The organism is Pseudomonas ovata, assembly GCF_003131185.1.
Lineage (GTDB): Bacteria > Pseudomonadota > Gammaproteobacteria > Pseudomonadales > Pseudomonadaceae > Aquipseudomonas > Aquipseudomonas ovata.
Genome location: NZ_QFFU01000012.1, coordinates 1 through 23,803, shown reverse-complemented (window position 1 = coordinate 23,803; position 23,803 = coordinate 1). Strand labels below are relative to the sequence as shown.

Annotated in this window: 25 protein-coding genes; 12 read left to right on the top strand and 13 right to left on the bottom strand. The window is 62.7% G+C overall.

The genetic code is table 11. From position 1 onward, the window contains the following. Positions 1–55 precede the first annotated feature (55 nt). The 6 genes from DGA31_RS16800 to DGA31_RS16775 all read right to left on the bottom strand — a co-directional run bounded on the left by DGA31_RS16800 (position 56) and on the right by DGA31_RS16775 (position 6,304). On the bottom strand, positions 56–1,300 hold the full coding sequence (locus DGA31_RS16800; RefSeq protein ID WP_056841070.1) for a heme biosynthesis protein HemY: 1,245 nt from the start codon (positions 1,298–1,300) through the stop codon (positions 56–58). Further along, positions 1,297–2,436, bottom strand: a complete 1,140-nt coding sequence (locus DGA31_RS16795) for a uroporphyrinogen-III C-methyltransferase (RefSeq protein WP_109513332.1) — start codon at positions 2,434–2,436, stop codon at positions 1,297–1,299. The genes DGA31_RS16800 and DGA31_RS16795 overlap by 4 nt, the downstream gene beginning before the upstream one ends. Before the next feature lie 48 nt (positions 2,437–2,484). Beyond that, positions 2,485–3,249, bottom strand: a complete 765-nt coding sequence (locus tag DGA31_RS16790) for a uroporphyrinogen-III synthase (protein WP_109513331.1) — start codon at positions 3,247–3,249, stop codon at positions 2,485–2,487. Further along, positions 3,246–4,187, bottom strand: coding sequence for a hydroxymethylbilane synthase (gene hemC / locus DGA31_RS16785; RefSeq protein WP_109513330.1), 942 nt, complete (start codon positions 4,185–4,187; stop codon positions 3,246–3,248). Before hemC ends, DGA31_RS16790 begins: the two co-directional genes overlap by 4 nt. 303 nt (positions 4,188–4,490) lie before the next feature. After that, positions 4,491–5,237: a LytR/AlgR family response regulator transcription factor gene (locus DGA31_RS16780; RefSeq protein ID WP_056841074.1), complete on the bottom strand. Its 747-nt coding sequence runs from the start codon at positions 5,235–5,237 to the stop codon at positions 4,491–4,493. Next, on the bottom strand, positions 5,234–6,304 hold the full coding sequence (locus DGA31_RS16775) for a sensor histidine kinase (protein WP_109513329.1): 1,071 nt from the start codon (positions 6,302–6,304) through the stop codon (positions 5,234–5,236). Before DGA31_RS16775 ends, DGA31_RS16780 begins: the two co-directional genes overlap by 4 nt. 135 nt (positions 6,305–6,439) lie before the next feature. Between DGA31_RS16775 and argH the strand changes: the two genes are divergently transcribed. Next, positions 6,440–7,834, top strand: coding sequence for an argininosuccinate lyase (gene argH, locus DGA31_RS16770; protein WP_056841076.1), 1,395 nt, complete (start codon positions 6,440–6,442; stop codon positions 7,832–7,834). Positions 7,835–7,864: 30 nt separating this feature from the next. Here argH and DGA31_RS16765 read toward each other — a convergent pair whose 3' ends face one another. Further along, positions 7,865–8,539 (bottom strand): glutathione S-transferase family protein, encoded by a 675-nt coding sequence (locus DGA31_RS16765; protein ID WP_109513328.1) that lies wholly within the window; start codon positions 8,537–8,539, stop codon positions 7,865–7,867. Between the two features lie 167 nt (positions 8,540–8,706). Between DGA31_RS16765 and DGA31_RS16760 the strand changes: the two genes are divergently transcribed. From DGA31_RS16760 to DGA31_RS16750, 3 genes are all read left to right on the top strand, one after another. After that, positions 8,707–8,982: a hypothetical protein gene (locus DGA31_RS16760; RefSeq protein ID WP_056841078.1), complete on the top strand. Its 276-nt coding sequence runs from the start codon at positions 8,707–8,709 to the stop codon at positions 8,980–8,982. 117 nt (positions 8,983–9,099) lie between these two features. Then, on the top strand, positions 9,100–9,348 hold the full coding sequence (locus tag DGA31_RS16755) for a TIGR02647 family protein (RefSeq protein WP_056841079.1): 249 nt from the start codon (positions 9,100–9,102) through the stop codon (positions 9,346–9,348). Between the two features lie 235 nt (positions 9,349–9,583). Then, on the top strand, positions 9,584–12,430 hold the full coding sequence (locus tag DGA31_RS16750; RefSeq protein ID WP_109513327.1) for a class I adenylate cyclase: 2,847 nt from the start codon (positions 9,584–9,586) through the stop codon (positions 12,428–12,430). On the opposite strand, the gene DGA31_RS16745 is transcribed toward DGA31_RS16750, so the two are convergent. Both DGA31_RS16745 and cyaY read right to left on the bottom strand, forming a co-directional pair. After that, a complete protein-coding gene (locus tag DGA31_RS16745) occupies positions 12,423–12,659 on the bottom strand; it encodes a DUF1289 domain-containing protein (RefSeq protein ID WP_056841081.1) in 237 nt (78 codons plus the stop codon). The two genes, DGA31_RS16750 and DGA31_RS16745, sit on opposite strands and share 8 nt — an antisense overlap. 2 nt (positions 12,660–12,661) lie before the next feature. Beyond that, positions 12,662–12,994 carry an iron donor protein CyaY gene (gene cyaY, locus DGA31_RS16740; protein ID WP_056841082.1) on the bottom strand — a complete coding sequence of 111 codons (333 nt, stop codon included), beginning with the start codon at positions 12,992–12,994 and terminating at the stop codon, positions 12,662–12,664. 241 nt (positions 12,995–13,235) lie between these two features. Between cyaY and lptM the strand changes: the two genes are divergently transcribed. The 6 genes from lptM to DGA31_RS16710 are packed head-to-tail and all read left to right on the top strand — an operon-like array spanning position 13,236 to position 17,828. After that, positions 13,236–13,388, top strand: a complete 153-nt coding sequence (gene lptM, locus DGA31_RS16735) for an LPS translocon maturation chaperone LptM (protein ID WP_082481780.1) — start codon at positions 13,236–13,238, stop codon at positions 13,386–13,388. Between the two features lie 3 nt (positions 13,389–13,391). Continuing rightward, on the top strand, positions 13,392–14,639 hold the full coding sequence (gene lysA / locus DGA31_RS16730) for a diaminopimelate decarboxylase (RefSeq protein ID WP_109513326.1): 1,248 nt from the start codon (positions 13,392–13,394) through the stop codon (positions 14,637–14,639). 4 nt (positions 14,640–14,643) lie between these two features. After that, positions 14,644–15,474, top strand: coding sequence for a diaminopimelate epimerase (gene dapF, locus DGA31_RS16725; RefSeq protein ID WP_109513325.1), 831 nt, complete (start codon positions 14,644–14,646; stop codon positions 15,472–15,474). A gap of 13 nt (positions 15,475–15,487) precedes the next feature. Further along, positions 15,488–16,219, top strand: a complete 732-nt coding sequence (locus DGA31_RS16720; RefSeq protein WP_109513324.1) for a DUF484 family protein — start codon at positions 15,488–15,490, stop codon at positions 16,217–16,219. A gap of 2 nt (positions 16,220–16,221) precedes the next feature. Next, entirely contained in the window at positions 16,222–17,121 is a 900-nt protein-coding gene (gene xerC, locus DGA31_RS16715) for a tyrosine recombinase XerC (RefSeq protein WP_109513323.1), read from the top strand. A 14-nt stretch (positions 17,122–17,135) separates the two neighbouring features. Then, a complete protein-coding gene (locus tag DGA31_RS16710; protein WP_056841087.1) occupies positions 17,136–17,828 on the top strand; it encodes an HAD family hydrolase in 693 nt (230 codons plus the stop codon). A 78-nt stretch (positions 17,829–17,906) separates the two neighbouring features. Here DGA31_RS16710 and sutA read toward each other — a convergent pair whose 3' ends face one another. From sutA to glnK, 4 genes are all read right to left on the bottom strand, one after another. Further along, positions 17,907–18,236 carry a transcriptional regulator SutA gene (sutA, locus tag DGA31_RS16705; RefSeq protein ID WP_056841088.1) on the bottom strand — a complete coding sequence of 110 codons (330 nt, stop codon included), beginning with the start codon at positions 18,234–18,236 and terminating at the stop codon, positions 17,907–17,909. A 96-nt stretch (positions 18,237–18,332) separates the two neighbouring features. Continuing rightward, the gene (locus DGA31_RS16700) at positions 18,333–18,758 is read right to left on the bottom strand and encodes a secondary thiamine-phosphate synthase enzyme YjbQ (protein WP_056841505.1); all 426 of its coding nucleotides are present in this window, start codon (positions 18,756–18,758) and stop codon (positions 18,333–18,335) included. Between the two features lie 234 nt (positions 18,759–18,992). After that, positions 18,993–20,330, bottom strand: coding sequence for an ammonium transporter (locus tag DGA31_RS16695; protein WP_109513322.1), 1,338 nt, complete (start codon positions 20,328–20,330; stop codon positions 18,993–18,995). A gap of 34 nt (positions 20,331–20,364) precedes the next feature. Next, positions 20,365–20,703: a P-II family nitrogen regulator gene (gene glnK / locus DGA31_RS16690; protein ID WP_002555808.1), complete on the bottom strand. Its 339-nt coding sequence runs from the start codon at positions 20,701–20,703 to the stop codon at positions 20,365–20,367. Between the two features lie 410 nt (positions 20,704–21,113). On the opposite strand from glnK, the gene DGA31_RS16685 reads away from it, so the two are divergent. Next, complete coding sequence (locus DGA31_RS16685; RefSeq protein WP_056841090.1) at positions 21,114–21,377, top strand: accessory factor UbiK family protein; 264 nt, start codon at positions 21,114–21,116, stop codon at positions 21,375–21,377. Between the two features lie 541 nt (positions 21,378–21,918). After that, the gene (gene mqo, locus DGA31_RS16680) at positions 21,919–23,574 is read left to right on the top strand and encodes a malate dehydrogenase (quinone) (protein WP_056841091.1); all 1,656 of its coding nucleotides are present in this window, start codon (positions 21,919–21,921) and stop codon (positions 23,572–23,574) included. The last annotated feature ends 229 nt before the right edge of the window (positions 23,575–23,803 follow it).

The window sequence follows — 23,803 nt, the reverse complement described above, 5'->3', positions numbered from 1 at the left end:
CCCCGCCGGGCCGGCAAGGCGTTCGCGCAAGAAGGCTCTTGCGCGAACGTCAGCCTCAAGCGCGGGCCAGGGCCGGCAGGGGGCTGGCCAGGAAGCGTTCGTCGAGCATGCCAAGGCCTTGCTGGAACAACTGGTTGCTGCGCTCGGTCTCGCCCATCTGCGCCAGCAAGCGTGCCAGCTCCGCACAGGTTTCCGGGTTGGGCTGCAGGCGCAGGCTGCTTTCGAGGTAGTCGCGTGCCTTGCCCCATAAGCGGCCCTGCAGGCAGATGCGACCCAGAGTCAGCAGCAGGCTCGGGTCCTTGGGGTGCTGTTTGAGCCAGCCTTCGGCCGCCTGCAACTGCTTGCCATTGTCGCTGCCGTGCACCAGCCCGTAGAGCCGTGCCAGGTGGCTGTCGTAGTCGCGCTTGAGAGCCGTGCGCAGCACTTCTTCGGCCTGGGCATGGGCGTTGAGGCGCCGCAATTGCTCGGCATAGGCCAGCACCAGCGCCGGTTCCTGGCGCTGCGCCGAGGTCAGGGCTTTCCAGGCCTTGTCCAGCGAGGCCAGGCCGGTGCTGGCGCCTTCTTCGGCCTCGCGCCAGGCCGACAGGCTGAGATTTTCACCCCAGGCACGGCGTTCCAGCTCGGCCAGCTCTGCCGGCGGCAGCACCTTGTCCTTGCGCAGCTCGGGCATCAGACGGATCAGTTCCGGCCAGTCGCCACGCAGTTGATACAGTCGATGCAATTGACGCAGCACCTGCGGGTTGTGCGGATGGTTCTGCTGCATGGCCTGCAGGGTGACCAGGGCCGCGTCGGTGTCACCGCGGTCCTGTTGCAACTGCGCATGGGTCAGCGCAATGGCCAGTTCGGCATGCGGCTGGCGCTGCAAGGCCCGCTCCAGGAGGCTGTCGCTGTCTTCGTAGCGGCCTTGCTCGTTGGCGGCGCGTGCAGCGCCGATGTAATACAGCAATGGCTGGGGATCGGCCTCGGCAGCGCGGTGCAAATGGCGCTGGGCGCTGGCCCAGCGACCTTCGGCCAGGTCCATCTGGCCTTGTTCGATCGCCACCTGCACACGGCGATGACGATTGCGGCGCGACCAGGGGTTGACCACGCCACCGGAGGTGGTCAGCAGCCTGATCGCCAGGCGCACGATCAGCACCACCAGCCAGAGGGCCAGCAACAGGCCCAGCGCCGCCCACAGGCTCGATTCGAAACGGAAGTTCTGGTACGAAATGAGCACATAACCGGCGTGCTCGGCCATGCCGATGCCAATCAGTGCGGCGACGGCGATGGCAATGAACAGCAGAACGTAGAAGCGCTTCATGGGCTGGTGCCTCGCTGCGTTTCGGTCGGCTGCGACGCGCCATGGCGACGCTCCAGGTAGGCCTGTACCGCGCTGAGGCTCTGCGCCAGGTCAGGCGTCATGACCGAGACTGGCTGGTCCACCAGTGCATCGAGACGCTCGGCGATGGCCTTGCTCTGCGGGTTGTCCTTGTTGAAGTTGGCCGTCAGCACGCTGCGCGCCTCTTTGATGGCCGCCGCATAAATCTGCGGCTCGCCATTGAGGGCGGCCCACTGCGCCTGCTCCATGGCCAGGGTCAGGGCCAGGCGTACCTGGGCCAGGCTCTGGCCTGCGAGCACAGGACGAATGTCCTTTTCAGCGTTGAAGTCGATACGGATGTAGTGCGAGATCTGTTCCCACCATTTGGCCCAGTAATGCTCTTCACTGTCGGCCGGGTTGGTGGGTTGGGTGGGGGTCAGGCCGAACAGCGAGCCGCCCTTGTCTTCATACTCGGGTGCCAGTGCATTGAGCTGCGCGGCCTGCTCGCGCAGGGCGGCCAGTTGCAGGAACAGGCCGGTGCGGTCGGGTTGTTCGATGCTGCGCAGGGCTGTCAGGCTCTTGGCCAGTTGTTCGCGGGCGCCGAAGGACCCCGGATCGTCCTGTTCGCGCAGGATTTCATCGGCGCCCTGCACCAGGGCCCGGGCACTGTTGATGTCCTGCAGGGCCGACAGGCGCAGGCTGGCCAGGCGCAGCAGGTGCTCGGCCTCGGCCAGGCGCCAGTCCTTGCGGCTGGCGCCCAGTACGCCTTCCAGGCGCTGGCTCAGGCGCTGCTGGTCGCCCTGCAGTTGCGCCACCAGGCGGCGGCTGTCTTCAAGCTGGTCGGCGGGCGGGAATTGCGCCAGGCGCGCCGTCAGTTGCTGGTCATTGCGTGTCAGCGCCAGCGTCTGTTCGGCAATGTCCTGCACCTCGCTGCGCTGTTGTATATGGCCAGCCTGCAGCATACGCAGTTGCCATACGCCCCAGCCGGCCACGCCGACGCCGGCAATGCCCAGCAACAAGGCCACGACCGCCAGGCCGCTGGTGCGATTGCCCGAGCGCTCGCGGCGCTTGGGTTCGGGCGTTGGGGTCGATGTTTTCGACACCGATTCTTCGTCTTTGGGCAAGGCTGTTTCGCTCACGTATCCGTCCTTTGCAATTGGGTGCCGCTGGCAGCGACACTTCGTCGATCAACAGGCGGGCGTTGCCCGCAAAGCCTCCAGCAAGGCCGTGGCGCTGGCGCCACGACAGTCAACAACCCTTCGAGCCCCGGCGGCATGCGCCAGTTGCGCAACCCGCGGGCTCGGTACAAACAGCGGCAGCCCGGCCAGCTCAGGCCAGCGCTCCCCCGCCATCTGGAGCAGATGCTCAAGACCCTGCCCACTGCTGACCACCAGCCCGTTCAAGCGTTCCCCCTCGACCTGCCCGAACAGGGCCTGCGGCGGGTAAACGGGCAAATAGCGGCGGTACAGCGGCAGGTACCGGACCCTGACGCCTTGCTCGCGCAAACGCTCGGCCATCCATTCGCGTCCCTCGTCACCGCGCATGATTAACACACGGCTTCCCGGTATGGCGATGGCCTCTTGCAGATGCGGCAGTGCCAACAGTGCTTCGCTGTCGTCGCCCTGCTGCGGCCAGCTGACATCCTGCAGGCCGTAGTCGAGCAGCAGCCTGCCGGTGCCGGCGCCCACACAGAACCATGGTTGCTGGGGTGGCTGCGGCCAGATTTCATCGAGCAGTTCCAGGCACAGGCGGGCGGCCGGCTTGCTGACCACGATCACCGCCTGAAACTGCATCAGCTCAAAGATCATTGCGCGATGCGCGTCGTCCAACGGCAAAGGCTCCGTGGCCAGCAACGGCAGGCTGCGGGTGAAAATACCATGCTCGGCCAGTACCTGAGCCACCGCTGCCGACTCTTCGGCAGGGCGCGTCAGCAACAGGCGCCAGGCGCTCATTGCTCATCCGCCTCGCCGTAGAGGGTTTGCAGGATTCGCCCGGCACCCTGGGCCAGCAGGTCTTCGGCCACTTGCACGCCAAGGGCCTGGGCGGCATCGCGTGAGCCACGTGCCTCGGCCCGCAGCAACAGGCCGCCATCAGGTTCGCCCACCAGCCCGCGCAGCCACAATTGCTCGCCTTCAAGCACGGCGTAGCAGGCAATCGGCACCTGGCAGCCGCCGTTGAGGTGACGGTTGAGGGCGCGCTCGGCCGAGACCCGCAGGGCGGTGTCGGCATGGTGCAAGGGGGCCAGCAAGGCGTGGATGTCGGCATCAAGGGTGCGGCATTCGATGCCGACCGCGCCCTGGCCACCGGAAGGCAGGCTGTCTTCGATCGACAGGCTGGCAGTGATGCGCGCCTCGAAGCCCAGGCGGATCAGGCCGGCGGCAGCCAGGATGATCGCGTCGTACTCGCCGGCATCGAGCCTGGCCAGGCGGGTGTTCACATTGCCACGCAGGAAGCGGACCTGCAGGTCGGGCCGCAGTGCCAGCAGTTGCGCCTGGCGACGCAGGCTGGAGGTGCCGACGATGCTGCCGGCCGGCAATTGGTCGAGGCTGGTGAAACGGTTGGATACAAAGGCGTCGCGTGGGTCTTCACGCTCGCAGATGCAGAACAGCCCCAGCCCTTCGGGAAAGGCCATCGGTACATCCTTCATGGAATGCACGGCGATGTCGGCTTCGTTTTCCAGCAGGGCGGTTTCCAGTTCCTTGACGAACAAGCCCTTGCCGCCGATTTTTGCCAGCGGCGAGTCAAGCAGCTTGTCGCCACGACTGACCATGGGCACCAGGCTCACTGCCAGACCGGGATGGGCCTGTTCGAGCCGGGCCTTGACGTATTCGGCCTGCCAGAGCGCCAGCGCGCTCTTGCGGGTCGCAATGCGGATTTCGCGAGTGGACATGAATCAATCCGTACAGGGTAAAGACTGTCGATGATAACAGTTCAGTTGCTGGGGCTTCAGCGCCGCCGGTAAAGTCCGGGCATGGCCTGACACCCGTCAATGAAATCGACGCCCGCCGGCACGTTCAGTGGCTCATGCATCGTGACCGGGCAACGCCGCGGCGATACAGGGCGTGTTGGGACAGGCAATGATAGTCGCCAGGGCAGCGACCATGCTGTGTTGAAAACAGCACGCAATTGCTTGTTAACGCCAGGCAGGTCAAACGGACATCAGGTCGTTTGCCATGCCCGATCGTCAAACGCTCTAGAGTTGCTGCATCATCTTGCGCACCCCTGCCACATGGCGACGGCTGACCACCAGGGCATCACCATTGAGGCCCTTGAGGTACAGCTGGAAATGCCCCAGTGGCGTGCGCTGCAGTCGTTCGATCCGCTCGCGGGCCACCAGGGCATTGCGGTGGATGCGCACGAAACGATCACCGAACTCGTCCTCCAGCGCCTTGAGGGGTTCATCGAGCAGTACTTCGCCGCCCTCGTGACGCAAGGTCACGTACTTGTGGTCGGCAATAAAGAAGATGACCTGATCCAGCGGGATCAGCTCGATGCCCTTGCGGGTCCGCGCACTGATGTGCGTGCGCGGGCCATTGCCGCTCTCGGCCGCAGGACGGGTCATGGCGGCCAACTGCACGCGATTGGGCCGCTCGGCTTTTTTCAGGGCCTCGGACAGATGCTCGGGACGCACCGGCTTGACCAGGTAGCCCACCGCACTGACCTGGAAAGCTTCCAGGGCAAATTCATCGTGTGCGGTGCAGAAAACAACGGCGGGCGGGGCTTCGCGCTCGCACAGTCTGGCAGCGACCTGCAGGCCGTCGAGGCCAGGCATGCGGATATCGAGCAGGACAATGTCCGGCTTGTGGCTTTCGATCAGCGCCAGGGCTTCATCACCATTGGCGGCGCTGGGTTCCAGGACCCGGTAGCCCTCGATTTCGCCGACCAGGCGGCTCAATCTTTCCCGGGCCAGGGGTTCGTCATCAACGATCAGGACATTCATATTGCTTTGGCTTCCTGCGTGAGTCTCGCACAAGGATAGCGTAGACAGGTGTAGTGACGGCCGTCACGGCGCTCCACGCTCAGACTGGCCTGCGGACCGAAAAGTGCCGTAATACGTGCACCTATGTTCGACAGGGCCTGGTGGGTGCCGCTGGACGTCTGCCGTGGGGCAACTTCGTCATAAGGATTGCTGACGCACAATATGAACACTCCCCTTTCGTAATCTGCCTCGACCCGCACCACGCCGCCTTCGATGCGTGGGGCGATGCCATAGGTCAGGGCGTTTTCCAGCAATGGTTGCAAGGTTAGCTGGGGAATCGGCAAGTCATCGTCAATCTCACTCACCGCCCAGTCCAACTGTAGACGCTCGCCAAGGCGATATTGTTCGATCGATAAATATCGCCTGGCCAATTCCAGCTCCTCGCGCCAGCTCACCAGCGTTCCGGGGCGTGCCAGGCTGGCCCGGAACAGGTCGGACAGATCCAGCACCGCCTGCTCGGCCTTGACCGGATCACTGGCGACAAGGCTGGCAATACTGTTAAGCGTATTGAACAGAAAATGCGGCCGGATACGCGCCTGCAGCGCTTCGATCCTGGCCCGCAGCTCGGCCTGCTGCTGCTTGCGCCACTGACTCTGCAGATAAAAGTAGCGCAACATCAGCGCCGACATGATCAAGGCAATCAGCGAATAACGAATATAGCGCTCGACCATCCCCTCCAGCGAAATCCGGCTGGACAGCTGGCAGACGTCGGTCACGGCCGTGCACAGCAGCGTCAGGCCCACCACCATCAGGCAGCCCAGAAGCCCCGCCAGGCCTGCCGGCAGGCGCGCCAGCCAAGGGCGCAGGCCGCAGAGCAAGGCGGCCGAGAGCAGGACGATCCACTGCACGAACAGTGACATCAGGGCCAGGCGCACCCAGGGAAAGGCTCCAGGCATGGGCTCGACCAGCACAAGGGCCAGCACCAGCAGCTCGGCCAGTACCACCAGCACCAGCAAGGCCTGGGGCAGGCACAGTTCAGGCAGGAAGAAATCCTGCTCGACAGCGGATTTATCGTTATTGATGATCATGGAGGCCCTCGCGCATGCGCCAGTCTCGTCCCGGGGGCTGAGCGCGACAAGCCGTTCGAGGATAAAAAAACCTCACCCTGCTATCATCGCCGTCGTTTAGCGAACTTCCTTTCACGCAGAGCAACGAGCGAAATCATGAGCACCGACAAGACCAACCAGTCCTGGGGCGGCCGCTTCAGTGAGCCCGTCGACGCCTTCGTCGCGCGTTTCACCGCCTCCGTCAACTTCGACCAGCGCCTGTATCGCCATGACATCATGGGCTCGATCGCCCATGCGACCATGCTGGCCAAGGTCGGCGTCCTGACCGATGCCGAACGCGACACCATCATCGACGGCCTGAAGACCATCCAGGGCGAAATCGAGGCGGGTCAGTTCGAATGGCGCATCGATCTTGAAGACGTGCACATGAACATCGAAGCTCGCCTGACCGACCGCATCGGCATCACCGGCAAGAAACTGCACACCGGACGCAGTCGCAACGACCAGGTCGCTACCGATATCCGCCTGTGGCTGCGTGATGAAATCGACGTGATCCTCGGCGAAATCACCCGCCTGCAACAAGGACTGCTGGAGCAGGCCGAGCGTGAAGCCGAGACCATCATGCCGGGCTTCACTCACCTGCAGACGGCCCAGCCGGTCACCTTCGGCCATCATTTGCTGGCCTGGTTCGAAATGCTCAGCCGCGACCACGAGCGCCTGGTCGACTGCCGCAAACGCACCAACCGCATGCCGCTAGGCAGCGCCGCGCTGGCCGGCACCACCTACCCGATCGACCGTGAGCTGACCTGCCAGTTGCTGGGTTTCGAAGCCGTTGGCGGCAATTCGCTGGACGGTGTGTCGGATCGCGACTTTGCCATCGAATTCTGCGCCGCCGCCTCGATCGCGATGATGCACCTGTCGCGCTTCTCCGAAGAGCTGGTGCTGTGGACCAGCGCCCAGTTCCAGTTCATCGACCTGCCAGACCGCTTCTGCACCGGCAGCTCGATCATGCCGCAAAAGAAAAACCCCGACGTGCCTGAACTGGTGCGTGGCAAGAGCGGCCGTGTATTTGGCGCCCTGACCGGCCTGCTGACCCTGATGAAAGGTCAGCCGCTGGCCTACAACAAGGACAACCAGGAAGACAAGGAGCCGCTGTTCGACGCCGCCGACACGCTGCGCGACTCGTTGCGCGCCTTTGCCGACATGATCCCGGCCATCAAGCCGCGCCACGCCATCATGCGCGAAGCGGCCCTGCGCGGCTTCTCTACCGCCACGGACCTGGCCGACTATCTGGTCCGGCGCGGCCTGCCGTTCCGTGACTGCCACGAAATCGTCGGCCATGCGGTGAAGTACGGTGTCGAAAGCGGCAAGGATCTGGCAGAAATGAGCCTGGAAGAACTGCGCCGTTTCAGCGACCAGATCGAGCAGGACGTGTTTGCCGTGCTGACCCTTGAAGGTTCGGTCAACGCCCGTGACCATATCGGTGGTACAGCCCCGGCGCAGGTGCGTGCCGCCGTGGTCCGCGGCCAGGCCCTGCTGGCCAGCCGCTGATCACATGCAATGACCCGTCAGGCGGCGTTGTTAGCCCGCCTGCCGGGCCACGGCCTGTACGCGGGCCAGGAACCTGGGCCAGTCGGCCTCCCTGGCCACTGCCACCTGTTGCACATTCGGGTTTTGCGCCAGATGCTCCAGCAAGGCCTGTGCCCCGGGCAACTGCCCCAGCAGGTCCAGGCCAAACAGTTGCTCGCCCACACGCTGTGCCAGGTCGACGCTGTACAGGAAATAAATGTCCGCCACCGTGAAATGCTCACCGCTTATATAGGGTGCAAAGCGCGCGCGCTGGGACAGGGCGGCAAAACCCTTGATCAGGTCACGGCGCGCCTTGGCCTTGAGGTCGGCGGGCGTTGCCCGGCCGCCGAAGATCACTTCGACATAGCACAAGCGTGCCGGCAGCTCGATGTACAGCTCGATCTCCTTGGCAATGGTCCAGGCCTGGGCCCGGCAGAAGGGATCGGCCGGCACCAGTGGCCGGGTCGTCGAGGTGTCTTCCAGATAGCGCAGGATGACATCGGTCTCGCTGATGAATCCCTGTGGCGTGCCCAGTACCGGCACCTTGCCGCGCGCGCTGATGGCCAGCGCTTCGGGATTCTGGCAGCCATGCAACGGCACGAATTCGAACGGCACCTGCTTCTCCAGCAAGGCCAGCTGGACCATATTGAAATAGTTGCTTGCGGCAAATCCGTATAATTTCAGCACCGAAAATCTCCTTGAATAGGGTACGCCTCGGCACTCTAGAGGATTTTTTTACTTTAAAATCAGTGGCCTATGGCCAATTCTCAGCATTTCAGAACTGTCCTACAGCGTTCGTCGATTACCCCCACGCGATGCAGTTAAACTGCTGCACTTAATCTGAGGAGATTTCCATGACTGAAGTACTCGACGACAACGAAGAAGAATTCGCTGCCTCCACCCTGATGCAGGCCATCGAGAACCAGCTCGAGAATGACAATCCGCCTGCGGCAACGGCTGTGTTCAACAAGCTGACACTGGTGGGCTACGAGCGCGATGACATCATCGAAATGATGGCTCATGTGCTGGCCGTGGAGATCGACGCCATGCTGGCTGCCGACCGGCCGTTCGATGGCCAGTGGTACGAAACGGCGCTGCGCGCGCTGCCGGAGCTGCCACCAGAAAATTAAGCATGACCGGGCACCTGGCGCCCAGGATCCGGGCTACACTGCGCAAGTCCCGTTGCCACCTCATCACCCGGGACCTGCGCCCGTACCGGCGTCCACTAATAAAAGTCTGGAGCACCTATGTCTTACACCCCTGAGCTGGTTGCTGAACTGGAAATCCTTGCCCTGTTCAACCTGGACAACACCCTTGAAGGCCTGAAGGTCCATCATGTGGCGGCCTCCACTGCCATCGCCGCTGCCCAACGCCTGCATGACAAAGGCCTGACGAGCCAGGTCGATGGCGGCTACCTGACCAGTCTGGGTCTGGAGGCTGCGCGTCATGCCCAATCCTTGCTGACCATCCTGCAGACGGCCCGCGAAGCTGCCTGACCTTTACGTCCTCTGGTTTGCGAAGCCACCGGGCCAGACAAAAAAACCTGTCTGGCCCCTTCACGCATGTGCACACAAACTGATACAAAGCCGCTACACATTTGACGTCAATTTCTTGCGGCTGCCGCGGCGACGCCTTGTGCTCGCTATGCTGTCCGCCAACAGGCACCGGACAAACGGCAGATACTTCAGATAACGCCGTCAATAAAGCCTGCCACTCCGGGTTAACGCTGCGATGACGTCCCCTTTTGAAATCCGTCCCGATCTGGACGAAGGCATTGACCGCAAGGTCCTTGGCCAATTGCGCAACCGTTTCCTGAGCCTCAACGAAGGACGACTGGCACGTGCCCGTGAAGGCCTGTCGCCGCGCCAGCAGAACGTCTTGACGCTGTTGCCGCTGTTGTTCCACGTCAATCATCCGCTGTTGCCAGGCTATGTGTCCGGCAGCACGCCGGCGGGGGTGTCCAACTACGATCCGGCCGCCCCGGTGCTGGCCGAAGCGCAGCGCCTGACCCGTTCGTTCTCGTACAAGGTGCGCCACAACCATGCGCCCCAGCCGATCCATGGCCTGTTCCTGATGGGCAGCCTGGGCACCCTGGCCCAGGCCGATCAGAGCGACATGGACGTATGGGTCTGCCACGACAGCGAGCTGGCCCCCAATGCCATTGCCGAACTGCGCAAGAAATGCCAGGCGCTGGAAGTCTGGGCCGACACTCAGGGCGCCGAGGCGCACTTTTTCCTGATCGACCCACAACGCTTCCGGGTGGGCGATCGAGATGCGCAGCTGAGCTCCGATGACTGCGGCACCGCGCAGCACTATCTGCTGCTCGATGAGTTTTATCGCACCGCCCTGTGGCTGGCCGGACGCACGCCCCTGTGGTGGCTGGTGCCGGCCTACGAAGAAGCACGGTATGACGCCTACACCCATACCCTGCTGTCCAAGCGTTTCATTCGTGCCGATGAGGTACTCGACCTGGGGCACATGGCGCACATTCCCCCCGGCGAATTCGTCGGCGCCGGGCTGTGGCAGTTGTTCAAGGGTATCGACTCGCCGTACAAGTCGGCGCTCAAGCTGTTGCTGATCGAGGTCTACGCCAGCGAGTACCCGGATGTGCAGTGCCTGAGCCTGCGCTACAAGAAGGCCGTGTTCGCCCGGCAGCCGGATCTGGACGAACTGGACCCGTACATGGTGGTGTATCGCCGTATCGAGGAGCACCTGCGCGCGCGCAACGAGCCCGAACGCCTGGAACTGGTACGCCGCAGCCTGTACCTGAAGGTCAACAAAAAGCTGACCGGACGCCAGCGCAGCGCCGGCTGGCAACGCCAGGTCATGGAGCGCCTGACAAGCGAATGGGGATGGGACGAGCAACAATTGACTTTGCTCGACAGCCGCAACCAGTGGAAAGTCCGCCAGGTGAGCCACGAGCGGCATGCGCTGGTCAACGAGCTCAACTACAGCTATCGCTTTCTGACCCAACTGGCCAAGACCCAGAACACCACCCAGTCGATCAATGCCCGCGACATGAGCATCCTGGGCCGTCGACTGTATGCCGCTTTCGAGCGCAAGGCCGGCAAGATCGAGTTCATCAACCCCGGGATTGCCCCGGACCTGGCCGAAGACACCCTGACCCTGGTGCACTCGCCCAACAAGCGCGAACCGGGCAAACACCAGTGGAGCCTGTACAACGGCAGCCTGAGTGCGCATGAATGGCCCAGCTTCACGCCCCTCAAGCGCAGCCGCGAACTGCTTGAGCTATTGGCCTGGTGTCATCGCAACCAGGTCATCGACAACAGCACGCGCCTGGCCTTGCACCCGGGCATCAGCGACTTGAGCGAGCTTGAACTGTTCAACCTCACCGGCGCCCTGCAACAGAGTTTCGCCCTGCCGCTACCGACGGTCAGCGACGAACAACTGCTCAAGCCCAGCGTGCCCAGAGAGATCCTGCTGCTGGTCAACGTCGGTCTGGACCCGTTGCGTCATCATCGCGACCTGAACATTCTGATGACCACCGAGCGCACCGACTCGCTCAGCTATGCCGGCGCGCGGGAAAACCTGGTCCTGACCCTGGACCAGATCACCCTCAATAGCTGGAACGAGACCCTGTTCAGTCGCTATGAAGGCCCGCATGCCTTGCTCGATTGCCTGGTCGACCTGCTGGGCAGCCTGCCCGAGGGACCGGCCCAGCCGCGTATCCGGGTCAGTTGTTTCTGTCACAACCGGGCCCAGGCCATCGCCCAGCGTGTTGAAGACATCGTCGACACGGCCCGGCTGCTGGTGGCCCGACGCCTGAATCACCGCTACCTGATCCAGGTCCAGAAGCAGTACCACGTGCTGGAACTGTTGAACGGGCGCATCACGCCGGTGGTGATCAACAGCCTGTCCGGCCTGTTCAGCTACCTGGGCGAGGCGCTGCCCTGCTACAGCCCGTTGTACCTGGATCCCCAGGCGCTGGATGATCATGACCTGACCGTGATCGTGCCGCACGGCCAGCCCGAGTGCATCCAGGTGTTCTACCGGGTCAACGAAGCCTTCGCCGACCTGTATGTACTCGACGAGCACAACACCCTGTGGCACCAGAACCTGCCCTGGCATGACGAGCCGAGCCTGCTGCAACCCTTGCAACGGTTTTTCCAGGCCATGCTCTACCGGCGTGGTGCGTCATTGCCACTCGATACCGTGCAGGCGCCAGTGGCGCTGGAGGTGTTGTATTACCAAGTGTTGCCCTCGGGCAGCAGCCGCGCGCGCAGCATCGAGCCACGGCAGGCGCCGACGGCAACCGACAAGCCTTTCTATGATGTGCAGGCCATCATTGAGGAAAGCGTGCCAGGGCAGGTGAATGTCACGCTGTACTGCGACAACCGCGAATTCTCCGAACTCGAATACGGAGAGCACCTGTTCGCCGCCGTGGCCCGACAGATTCTGGCACGGCGTCACGAAACCGAGCGCTATCGCTGCTACATCACCGACCTGGACCTGTCAGGCCTGAACCCGGACGGCCACGGCCAGAGCATCCTCTATCTGCATCACAAGGCGCGGCTGGAAAAGCACCTCAATGACGCAATGCAGAACAGCCCTAGCTGACGGCCGCGCCCGCCACGAGTGACCGGCGCCGATCGGCAGCGCTGCGGATCTGGCGGCGGCGGTCGTCATCGGCCGAGCGCCATTCGCGGATGTCCTCGACATGCCGGAAGCAGCCCAGGCAGACCTTGTGCTCATCCAGCCGGCACAGGCTGACACAGGGTGAAGGCACGGCCGGGCTGACATTGCTGTACAGCGGCTTGGGCGGGCGTGGATTACTTGTTACGGTCACAATCAGATCTCGTCGAAGTCCAGCTCTACGCCGGCCTGTTCAAGTGTGATGCGCACCAGCATTTCGCTGAGCAGTTCTTCGCTGGTGTCGCAGACCCAGCGGCTTTCCTGTTCGTCATAGTCGAAGTGGAAACCACCCGACCTGGCGGCCAGCCATAGCTGACGCAGCGGCTCCTGACGGCTGAAGATGAGCTGCGAGCCGTTCTCGAATTTCACGGTCAGTACACCGGCCGAATTTTCCATGTCCAGGTCCAGTTCACTGGCGTCGAAAATGTCTTCCAGATTCTCCTGAGTTGCATCGACCAGGTCGTGGAAGCGGGCTTCGGTCAAACTCATTGCATGAACCTCGGGAAAGTGGCGACGGATATCGCATGTGTCGCGCACGATACGGGCGCAGCCGGCCAAATGCAAAGCCTGCCCATGTTCGCACGCCGCCAGCGTCAGTAATCCGCAATCGCACCACGCGTGAGCATCAATTGCGTCAAACCCCCGCCAGACGGAAAGGCCGCCGCATAGGCAAGCCGCCGGGTGGCCGGTATACTCGGCCGCAATCAAAGCTTATACAAAGGATTTCGCCATGAAGCGCCTGATCTCTTCGCTTGCTGCGCTCCTCGCGGTCGCCTGTCTTGTCACCGCCTGTGGGCAGAAAGGCCCGCTGTACCTGCCCGATGACAGCAAGTCCTCCGACGAGCAAGCCAAGTCGCAATCGCACAAGCATTCTCAAGGGTAATCCATGGACGCTTTCAACTACCGCGACGGCGAGCTGTTCGCGGAAGGCGTGGCCTTGTCTGCCATTGCCGAACGTTTCGGCACGCCCACTTATATCTACTCGCGCGCCCACATCGAGGCGCAGTACCGTGCCTATGCCGATGCCCTGAGCGGCATGCCGCACCTGGTGTGCTTTGCCGTCAAGGCCAACTCCAACCTGGGCGTGCTCAACGTCCTGGCGCGCCTGGGCGCAGGCTTCGACATCGTCTCGCGCGGTGAACTCGAGCGTGTCCTGGCCGCCGGCGGCCAGGCCGAGCGGATCGTGTTCTCCGGCGTGGGCAAGACCCGCGAAGACATGCGCCGCGCCCTGGAAGTCGGCGTGCACTGCTTCAACGTCGAGTCGACCGACGAGCTGGAGCGCCTGCAGGTCGTGGCCGCCGAACTGGGTGTCCGTGCCCCGGTGTCGCTGCGGGTCAACCCCGACGTGGATGCCGGCACCCACCCGTACATTTCCACGGGCCTGAAAGAAAACAAGTTCGGCATTGCCATCAATGATGCCGAAGACGTCTATGTTCGCGCCTCGCAGTTGCCGAACCTGGAAGTGGTCGGCGTCGATTGCCATATCGGCTCGCAACTGACCACGCTGGAACCGTTCATCGATGCCCTGGACCGCCTGCTCGACCTGGTCGACCGCCTCGGCGACTGCGGTATCCACCTGCGCCATATCGACCTGGGCGGTGGCCTGGGCGTGCGTTATCGCGACGAAGAGCCGCCCCTGGCCGGCGATTACATCAAGGCCGTGCGTGAACGTCTCGAGGGCCGCGACCTGGGCCTGGTGTTCGAGCCGGGTCGCTTCATCGTCGCCAATGCCGGCGTGCTGCTGACCCGGGTCGAGTATCTCAAGCACACCGAACACAAGGATTTCGCCATCGTCGATGCGGCCATGAACGACCTGATCCGCCCGGCGCTGTACCAGGCCTGGATGGACGTCACGGCCGTGCGCCCGCGTGACGGTGCTGCGCGCATCTACGACATCGTCGGCCCGATCTGCGAGACCGGCGACTTCCTGGCCAAGAACCGGGAACTGGCCCTGGCCGAAGGCGACCTGCTGGCGGTTCACTCGGCCGGCGCCTATGGTTTTGTCATGAGCTCGAACTACAACACCCGCGGCCGCGCCGCTGAAGTACTGGTCGATGGCAGCGACGCTTTCGAAGTGCGTCGTCGGGAAACCCTGAGCGAGCTGTTTGCCGGCGAAAGCCTGTTGCCGGAGTGATCCCATGCTGCTGCGTTTTACCAAGATGCACGGGCTGGGCAATGACTTCATGGTTCTGGACCTGGTCAGCCAGCACGCGCACATCTTGCCCAAGCACGCCAAACAATGGGGTGACCGGCACACCGGCATCGGTTTTGACCAACTGCTGATCGTCGAGGCGCCGAGCAACCCGGACGTGGATTTCCGCTACCGGATCTTCAACTCCGACGGCTCCGAGGTCGAGCAATGCGGCAACGGCGCGCGGTGTTTTGCCCGCTTCGTGCTGGACAAGCGCCTGACCACCAAGCGCCTGATCCGTGTCGAGACCAAAAGCGGCATCATCGAGCTGGATGTGCGCAGTGACGGACAGATCTGCGTCGACATGGGCCCGCCACGGCTGGTGCCCGAGCAGATCCCTTTCCAGGCTCCGCAACAGGCCGTCAGCTATGACCTGGATGTGGACGGCCAGCACGTCGAGCTGGCAGCCGTGTCGATGGGCAACCCGCACGCGGTGCTGCGCGTTGACGACATCAACAACGCCCCGGTGCATGAACTGGGTCCGAAGATTGAGCATCACCCGCGTTTTCCGGCGCGGGTCAACGTAGGGTTTCTCCACGTCGTGGACCGCCAGCGCGCCCAGTTGCGTGTCTGGGAGCGCGGTGCCGGTGAGACCCAGGCCTGTGGCACGGGCGCTTGCGCGGCTGCCGTGGCAGCCATCAGCCAGGGCTGGATGGACTCGCCCGTGCTGATCGACCTGCCGGGCGGGCGCCTGTCCATCGAATGGGCGGGACCCGGCCAGCCGGTATTGATGACCGGGCCTGCGGTGCGGGTCTATGAAGGCCAGGTTCGTTTATGAGGGAACACATGCGATGACCGATCAGCCTCCTGCTTCACTCTCGCCCGGCGAGACACCGATCAACGGCGTCTCGCATGACCCGGAAGCAGAGGCGGTCATCGCCTACCTGCTGCGCCATCCGGAGTTTTTCGCCGAGCATGACGAACTGCTGGTGTCGATGCGTATTCCTCACCAGCGTGGCGACAGCGTTTCGCTGGTCGAGCGCCAGCTCAAGCTGTTGCGTGAGCGCAATATCGAGATGCGCCATCGCCTGTCGCAACTGATGGACGTGGCCCGTGACAACGATCGGTTGTTCGAGAAGACCCGCCGCCTGAACCTGGCTTTGATGGACGCCGGCAGTCTCGACGAACTGGTCATTACCGTCGAAGACAGCCTGCGTCATGACTTCCAGGTGCCGTTTGTGAGCCTGGTGCTGTTTGGCGACAACAACATGCCGGTCGGACGCTGGACCAGCAGCAGTGAGGCGCAGGTTGCCATTGGCGGCCTGATGGGCGAGAAGGCCGTGTGCGGTGCGTTGCGCGAGCACGAGCTGGCCTTCCTGTTCGGTGCCGAACAAGGCCGGCAGGTCGGCTCCACGGCCCTGGTCACGCTCAATCATCAGGGCCTGCTCGGCGTGCTGGCGATTGGCAGCCGTGACCCGAAGCACTACAAGAGCTCGGTCGGTACCCTGTTTCTGAGCTACATCGCCGACGTGCTCAGCCGTCTGCTGCCGCGTCTGACCCAATCGCTGCGCTCGGTTCGCTGAGCATGGAGCGACAGCTGGAGGCCTACTGCACGCATCTGCACAGTGAGCGCCAGGTTTCGCCCCATACCCTGCAGGCCTACCGGCGCGACCTGAACAAGGTCCTGGCGTTCTGCCAGAAGCAGTCGCTGGGCCGTTGGGCCGATCTGGACATCCAGCAACTGCGCAGCTTCGTGGCCCGCCAGCACCAGCAGGGGCAATCGCCACGCAGCCTGGCCCGGTTGCTGTCGGCGGTGCGCGGCCTGTACCAGTACCTCAATCGCGAAGGCCTGTGCCAGCACGACCCGGCCAACGGCCTGTCGCCGCCCAGGGGCGAACGACGCCTGCCCAGAACCCTGGACACCGACCGCACTGCGCAACTGTTCGAAGGGGCTGTGGAGGACGATTTCCTGGCCCGTCGCGACCAGGCGATCATGGAGCTGTTCTACTCCTCAGGACTGCGCCTGTCGGAGCTGACCGGCCTGGACCTTGAGCAACTGGACCTGAACGATGGCCTGGTGCAGGTGCTGGGCAAGGGCAACAAGACCCGCGTGTTGCCGGTGGGCAGCAAGGCGCGCCAGGCCCTGCAGGCCTGGCTCGACCTGCGGGCCCGGGCCAACCCGCGCGACAACGCGGTGTTCATCGGCCTGCAAGGCCGGCGCCTGGGGCCACGGGCCATCCAGGTGCGCCTCAAGGCGGCTGGCGAGCGCGAGCTGGGCCAGAACCTGCATCCGCACATGCTGCGTCATTCCTTTGCCAGCCATCTGCTGGAATCGTCCCAGGACCTGCGGGCGGTGCAGGAATTGCTCGGTCATGCCGACATCAGCACCACGCAGATCTACACTCATCTGGATTTCCAGCATTTGGCCAGCGTCTACGACAGTGCCCACCCTCGGGCCAGGCGCAAAGACAGCGGCCATGATTAAAAAGGTAGCGTCCCATGATTAAGCTGATCACCTTCGACCTCGACGACACGCTGTGGGACAACGCACCGGCCATTCTTGGCGCCGAGACCGTGCTGCGTGACTGGCTGACCGAACATGCCCCGCGCCTGGGTCCGGTGCCCGTGGAGCACCTGTGGGCCATCCGCACCCGTTTGATCGAGCAGGAGCCGGCGCTTAAACACCGTATCAGCAGCCTGCGCCGACGCGTGCTGTTCCAGGCCCTGCAGGATGCCGGCTACGACCCCGAGCAAGCCCAGGACCTGGCGGATCGCAGCTTCGAGACCTTCCTGCATGGGCGCCATCAGGTGCAGGTGTTCCCGGAAGTCTTGCCGACCCTGGAAATCCTGGCCAAGACCTACACCCTGGGCGTCATCACCAACGGCAATGCCGATGTGCGCCGCCTGGGGCTGGCCGATTACTTCAACTTCGCCCTGTGCGCCGAAGACCTGGGCATTGGCAAGCCTGACCCGGCACCCTTTCTCGAAGCCTTGAGCCGTGCCCGCTGCGAGCCTGCCCACGCCGTGCACATCGGCGATCACCCAGAAGATGACATCGCCGGTGCCCAGCGTGCCGGCCTGCGCGCCATCTGGTACAACCCGCAGGGCAAGGTCTGGGACGCCGACAACCGGCCTGACGCCGAAATCCACAACCTGTCGCAACTGCCTGAAGTGCTGGCCCGCTGGGCCTGACCGCCCGGCTGGTTTTCATCACCGGCAACAAAAAGCCCGCAGCAATGGCGGGCTTTTCGTTACGCGTTCGTGCAGCCGTCAGATAGGACGGCTGCCGTACTTGTTGTCCGGCTTCTTGGGCGGATCAGCGACCACGTTGGCCTCCACTTCCTGCACGCGGCCGCCACGAGAAAGGAACTCCTCCATGGCGCGAGCCAGCGCGTCGCGATCCTTTTGCTTGGCCTCGATACTGGGCAACTCGTCAACCGAGACAGCGGCCTTGGATTTGCCCTTGGCAGGCGTAATCGCGGCTTCGCCATCATCGGTATCGGGGGCGTCGTCTTCCGGAGCTGCACTAAGCTCCTCGCCCTCTTCTTCGCCTTCCAGATCGTCTACCAGATCATCGTTGTCGTTGTCGTCGTCGCTCATGTTCAACCTCATGACTTGCGAAAGCAGAATTAGTTATAGCTCAGCAGCGCTGAAAATCGAGCCGTCTCAAGGCGCGGCAGCCGCTCGAACCAGCGGTCAATCCCAGTCACCCTGCAGGGTGGCCAGGAGGCGACGAGCACCCCCATGATCCCGATGCTCGCCCAGATAGACACCTTGCCATGTACCCAGCGCCAGGCGACCGGCCGAGACCGGCAAAACCACCTGGCAGCCTAGCAAACTGGCCTTGAAGTGCGCCGGCAGGTCGTCGGGGCCTTCGTCGTTGTGTTCATGCCCGGCTACGCCCTGGGGCACCAGCCGGTTGAAGAAACGCTCGAAATCACGACGTACCGCCGGGTCGGCATTCTCGTTGACCGTCAACGAGGCCGAGGTGTGTTGCAGCCATAGATGCAGCAATCCGATACGACAACCGGACAGCTCCGGCAGGCCTGCCACGATCTCATCGGTGACCAGATGAAACCCGCGAGGCCTGGCCCGGAGGGTAATTCCAGATTGCTGCCACATGGCGTTCTCCGCACGTTCGGCGCGCATTCTAACTCGCCTGAGAAAAAAGCAAAGCGCGCGATAAAGCGACCGTGCGTTCAGTGCTGCCAGAGACGAATACAAGCGCCGCCCGTGCCGCATGAAACCTGTGCCATCACGCGCCGATGGTTACTCAATGACAACGCCGATGTCGAGTCGATCCCTGAATTTCAGGCAAAAAAATGCCCGGCTAGCCGGGCACTTTTCAGGTTGCGCTTACAGGTTGTAGCCACGTTCGTTGTGCTGCGCCAGGTCCAGGCCCACGGCCTCTTCCTCTTCGTTGACGCGCAGGCCGATGACCACATCCAGTACCTTGAGGATGATGTAGGTCACGATGGCGGTGTACACGACGGTGAACGCCACGCCCTTGAACTGTACCCAGACCTGGGTGCCGATGTCGGTCACGGTGCCAAAGCCGCCCAGTGCCGGGGCTGCAAATACGCCGGTCAGGATGGCGCCGACGATACCGCCCACGCCGTGCACGCCGAAGGCGTCCAGCGAGTCGTCATAGCCCAGCTTGCGCTTGAGGCTGGTGGCGCAGAAGAAGCACACCACACCCGACACCAGGCCGATGACCAGTGCGCCCATCGGGCCTGCAGTACCGGCAGCCGGCGTAATGGCCACCAGGCCTGCCACCACACCCGAGGCGATGCCCAGGGCGCTGGGTTTGCCGTGGGTCAGCCACTCGGCGAACATCCAGCCCAGGGCGGCGGCGGCGGTGGCGATCTGGGTGACCAGCATCGCCATGCCGGCAGTGCCGTTGGCTGCGGCCGCAGAGCCTGCGTTGAAGCCGAACCAGCCAATCCACAGCATGGCCGCACCAATCAGGGTATAGCCCAGGTTGTGCGGGGCCATCGGGGTGGTCGGGTAGCCTTTGCGCTTGCCCAGTACTAGGCACGCCACCAGGCCCGCCACACCGGCGTTGATGTGCACCACGGTGCCACCGGCGAAGTCCAGCACGCCCCAGTCCCACATCAGGCCACCCACACCGCCCCAGACCATGTGGGCAATCGGTGCGTAGACCAGGGTGAACCAGATGGCCATGAAGATCAGCATGGCGGAGAACTTCATGCGCTCGGCGAACGCACCGACGATCAGCGCCGGGGTGATGATCGCGAAGGTCATCTGGAAGGTGATGAACACCGCTTCAGGAAACAGTGCGGCAGCACCGGTCAGGCTTGCAGGTGTCACGCCGGCCAGGAAGGCTTTCTGGAAGCCGCCGACGAAGGAGCTGAAGTTGACCACGCCCTCTTCCATGCCGGTGGCGTCGAACGCCAGGCTGTAGCCGTACACCACCCAGAGGATGCTGATGAGACCGGTGATGGCAAAGCACTGCATCATCACCGACAGGATATTCTTGGAACGGACCATGCCGCCGTAGAACAGGGCAAGACCTGGAATGGTCATGAACAGAACCAGGGCCGTCGCCGTCAACATCCATGCAGTATCGCCGGAGTTCAGCACAGGTTCTGCAGCAGGTTCAGCCGCCAGGGCCAGACCAGGTAAAGCGAGGGACAACAGGGCTCCTAGCCCTGCGAATTGACGCAGAGTCATATTGTTTCTCCTGGGGCGTTGGGTTTGGCGGCTGTTAGATCGCGTCGGTATCGGTTTCGCCGGTACGGATGCGGATGGCCTGTTCCAGATTGACTACGAAAATCTTGCCATCGCCGATCTTGCCGGTGTTGGCCGCCTTGGTGATGGCCTCGATCACCCGATCCAGGTCCTTGTCATCGATGGCGACATCGATTTTCACCTTGGGAAGGAAGTCGACTACATATTCAGCACCGCGATACAGCTCGGTGTGACCCTTCTGACGCCCGAAACCTTTGACTTCCGTGACAGTGATGCCCTGCACGCCGATCTCGGACAACGATTCGCGCACGTCGTCCAACTTGAACGGCTTGATGATTGCAGTGACTAGTTTCATGAAACTTTCTCCCGAATTGGTGGACTTGCCCCAGGAAAACAAACCCGTCTCAAGTCTAAGCGCAGTGCCTGGCTTTGTAACGTCTCGCGCGCCGCATTCAGGCGCCGATCGCTGCCAGATAGCTGTATCTGACGAAACACTTCCCCGCGTAGCCTGCCGCACTGCCTTCGTCACAGCGACTGCATCAGTGCATGGGTCACAAGGGACTAAGCAGAAAGCTTGCCAGCTCGTAATTTTTCATTGAAATCAGGCCATTGCTCTTGATCGACGGCCTTTGCAGGCCGTCAGGTGCTGCAAGACGCACAATAACGGTGCATGCGTGCACGCCCGGATGCGCGATAAGCGTGCGCCAGACCAAGGGAAAAATGCACCGTGCTACACTGGCGCGCATTTGCTAACGGGAAATCCTCATGCTCGCCCCCAAAGCCCTGCTCGATGCCCTGAGCGATCACGCCTCACGCCTGTTCAATGGCGACACGCCGCTGCCGCGCAACGAGTTCGAGGCCCAGTTCAAGATTCTGCTGCAGAGCGCCTTCAGCAAGCTCGATCTGGTCAGCCGCGAAGAGTTCGACAGCCAGATGGCTGTCCTGGCCCGCACGCGCGCTCGTCTGGAAGCACTGGAAGCGAAAGTCGCCGCATTGGAAAATAGCGAGACCGGCGAATCTCGGGACTGAGTTTCGCAGGCTCCCATAAAGTGTCACGGACGATGCAGGTACCTGCAGACGCCTGACGCTTGTCCCTGTCGACACGACATTTTGTCTGTCGATAACGGGTATTGCGCCAAGACCCCTGCAACTGGAGGTCTTTTATCTGGCTTTTTCGTCTAAAATGCCCGGCTGAATCGTTCAGGTCACTCCCCGTCTGCCTCATCGAGGCAGGTCGGACGCTGCCGGGCACGCCCGGTCCGGCGCTGTGACATAGACGAATCCGCGATCCGCCTGATGGGCGCGAGCAAGCAAGAAGGCTTGACCCTGGTGCCACGACGCCAGACGAGCCGGTACACCGAAGTGTCATCGAAGTCGCTGAAGCCAACAACTAATAAGAGATCAGCACGGGAGGGACATAATAATGAGGTCGATTTTTTTCGATCTGGTGAGTCGCCTCTCCAGCCTTGCTGCAAGGCAGCCTTGGACAACGCGGTAGTCATTACCGTCTCCGGGCCTGTGGTAGCGCAAGAATGGCAGGAGGGATGGCGTTAATCCTAGGAACTACAACATGTTTAATAAAGTGAACAAGGCCTTGCTCGGCTTGGCGCTGTCGGTGGGTTTCATGCCTGTCCATGCCGCCGAAGCCAAAAAAGTGGATGTACTGCTCATTGGCGGCGGCATCATGAGTTCCACCCTGGGTGTCTGGCTCAACGAACTGGAGCCGAGCTGGTCGATCGAAATGGTCGAACGCCTGGACGCCGTCGCCGAAGAAAGCTCCAACGGCTGGAACAATGCCGGCACCGGTCACTCGGCCCTGGCCGAGCTGAACTACACCCCGGAAGGCAAAGACGGCAAGATCGACATCTCCAAGGCGATCGAGATCAACGAGTCGTTCCAGATCTCGCGTCAGTTCTGGGCCTGGCAGGTCAAGAATGGCGTGCTCAAGGACCCGCGCTCGTTCATCAACTACACCCCGCACATGAGCTTCGTGTGGGGCGACGAGAACATCCAGTTCCTGCAGAAGCGCTTCGAGGCACTCAAGGCCAGCCCGTTGTTCAGCGGCATGCAGTATTCCGAAGACCCGGCGCAGATCAAGCAATGGGTGCCGCTGATGATGGAAGGGCGTGACCCGAGCCAGAAGATCGCTGCCACCTGGAGCCCGATCGGCACTGACATGAACTTCGGCGAAATCACCCGCCAGTTCGTCGGCCACCTCAAGACCAAAGAGCAGTTCGACCTCAAGCTGTCCAGCGAAGTCGAAGAGATCAAGCGCAACGCCGACGGCGGCTGGCGCGTGACCTACAAGAACCTCAAGGACGGCACCGAGACCTCCACTGACGCCAAGTTCGTGTTCATCGGCGCCGGCGGCGGTGCCCTGCACCTGCTGCAGGAATCGGGCATTCCTGAAGCCCAGGAATACGGCGGCTTCCCGGTCGGCGGTTCGTTCCTGGTGACCGAGAACCCGACCATTGCCGAAGCGCACCTGGCCAAGGCCTATGGCAAGGCATCGGTTGGCTCGCCGCCCATGTCGGTTCCCCACCTGGACACCCGCGTGCTCGATGGCAAGCGCGTGATCCTGTTTGGCCCGTTCGCGACCTTCTCGACCAAGTTCCTCAAGAACGGCTCGTACTTCGACCTGCTGACCAGCACCAACACGCACAACATGTGGCCGATGACCAAGGTGGGTATCAAGGAATACCCATTGATCGAATACCTCGCCGGCCAGGTCATGCTGGACGACGACGATCGCCTGGAAGCCCTGCGCGAATACTTCCCGAACGCCAAGAAAGAAGACTGGCGCCTGTGGCAAGCCGGCCAGCGCGTGCAGATCATCAAGCGTGACGAAGACAAGGGCGGCGTGCTGAAACTGGGCACCGAGATCGTAACGTCCGAGGACAAGACGATTGCCGGCCTGCTGGGCGCCTCCCCGGGTGCTTCGACTGCCGCGCCGATCATGCTGAGCGTGCTGGAAAAGGTCTTCAAGGACAAAGTGGCGACGCCTGCCTGGCAGGAAAAGCTGCACCAGATCGTGCCAAGCTACGGCACCAAGCTCAACAGCAGCCCGGAAGCGGTGGCCAAAGAGTGGGCCTACACCGCCGAAGTCCTGCAACTGCCGACGCCGCCAGCCGTCAACGGTGCAGCGGCTCCAGCCGTTGCGCCGGCAGCGCCTGCCACACCGGCCAAGCCGCGTGAAAGCAACGCCGCGACCGACATGGCGCTGTAAGCGTTCGCAAGAGCCGCATGCACGACCGAACCCCGTCAGGCGCAAGCCTGGCGGGGTTTTCTTTTGCAGACGTCATCTGCGCCTGCTCTGTTCACACCCTGTATCCATTCCCCCCACCCCCACACCTTGCAAATACCGCACGATGCCCGCTCATGCATTTCAAGGAAGAATCCATGTCGCTGGCCATCGTTCACAGTCGCGCCCAGGTCGGGGTGCAGGCACCTGCCGT

Excerpts from the sequence above, each read along its gene's own strand:
- DGA31_RS16695 (WP_109513322.1), bottom strand. The coding sequence starts at position 20,330 with ATGACTCTGCGTCAATTCGCAGGGCTAGGAGCCCTGTTGTCCCTCGCT.
- DGA31_RS16755 (WP_056841079.1), top strand. The coding sequence starts at position 9,100 with ATGTCTTACACCCCTGAGCTGGTTGCTGAACTGGAAATCCTTGCCCTG.
- DGA31_RS16750 (WP_109513327.1), top strand. The coding sequence starts at position 9,584 with ATGACGTCCCCTTTTGAAATCCGTCCCGATCTGGACGAAGGCATTGAC.
- DGA31_RS16780 (WP_056841074.1), bottom strand. The coding sequence starts at position 5,237 with ATGAATGTCCTGATCGTTGATGACGAACCCCTGGCCCGGGAAAGATTG.
- lptM (WP_082481780.1), top strand. The coding sequence starts at position 13,236 with ATGAAGCGCCTGATCTCTTCGCTTGCTGCGCTCCTCGCGGTCGCCTGT.
- DGA31_RS16685 (WP_056841090.1), top strand. The coding sequence starts at position 21,114 with ATGCTCGCCCCCAAAGCCCTGCTCGATGCCCTGAGCGATCACGCCTCA.
- DGA31_RS16760 (WP_056841078.1), top strand. The coding sequence starts at position 8,707 with ATGACTGAAGTACTCGACGACAACGAAGAAGAATTCGCTGCCTCCACC.
- DGA31_RS16790 (WP_109513331.1), bottom strand. The coding sequence starts at position 3,249 with ATGAGCGCCTGGCGCCTGTTGCTGACGCGCCCTGCCGAAGAGTCGGCA.
- sutA (WP_056841088.1), bottom strand. The coding sequence starts at position 18,236 with ATGAGCGACGACGACAACGACAACGATGATCTGGTAGACGATCTGGAA.
- hemC (WP_109513330.1), bottom strand. The coding sequence starts at position 4,187 with ATGTCCACTCGCGAAATCCGCATTGCGACCCGCAAGAGCGCGCTGGCG.
- DGA31_RS16800 (WP_056841070.1), bottom strand. The coding sequence starts at position 1,300 with ATGAAGCGCTTCTACGTTCTGCTGTTCATTGCCATCGCCGTCGCCGCA.
- argH (WP_056841076.1), top strand. The coding sequence starts at position 6,440 with ATGAGCACCGACAAGACCAACCAGTCCTGGGGCGGCCGCTTCAGTGAG.
- DGA31_RS16700 (WP_056841505.1), bottom strand. The coding sequence starts at position 18,758 with ATGTGGCAGCAATCTGGAATTACCCTCCGGGCCAGGCCTCGCGGGTTT.
- DGA31_RS16775 (WP_109513329.1), bottom strand. The coding sequence starts at position 6,304 with ATGATCATCAATAACGATAAATCCGCTGTCGAGCAGGATTTCTTCCTG.
- DGA31_RS16720 (WP_109513324.1), top strand. The coding sequence starts at position 15,488 with ATGACCGATCAGCCTCCTGCTTCACTCTCGCCCGGCGAGACACCGATC.
- lysA (WP_109513326.1), top strand. The coding sequence starts at position 13,392 with ATGGACGCTTTCAACTACCGCGACGGCGAGCTGTTCGCGGAAGGCGTG.
- xerC (WP_109513323.1), top strand. The coding sequence starts at position 16,222 with ATGGAGCGACAGCTGGAGGCCTACTGCACGCATCTGCACAGTGAGCGC.
- glnK (WP_002555808.1), bottom strand. The coding sequence starts at position 20,703 with ATGAAACTAGTCACTGCAATCATCAAGCCGTTCAAGTTGGACGACGTG.
- dapF (WP_109513325.1), top strand. The coding sequence starts at position 14,644 with ATGCTGCTGCGTTTTACCAAGATGCACGGGCTGGGCAATGACTTCATG.
- DGA31_RS16710 (WP_056841087.1), top strand. The coding sequence starts at position 17,136 with ATGATTAAGCTGATCACCTTCGACCTCGACGACACGCTGTGGGACAAC.
- cyaY (WP_056841082.1), bottom strand. The coding sequence starts at position 12,994 with ATGAGTTTGACCGAAGCCCGCTTCCACGACCTGGTCGATGCAACTCAG.
- mqo (WP_056841091.1), top strand. The coding sequence starts at position 21,919 with ATGTTTAATAAAGTGAACAAGGCCTTGCTCGGCTTGGCGCTGTCGGTG.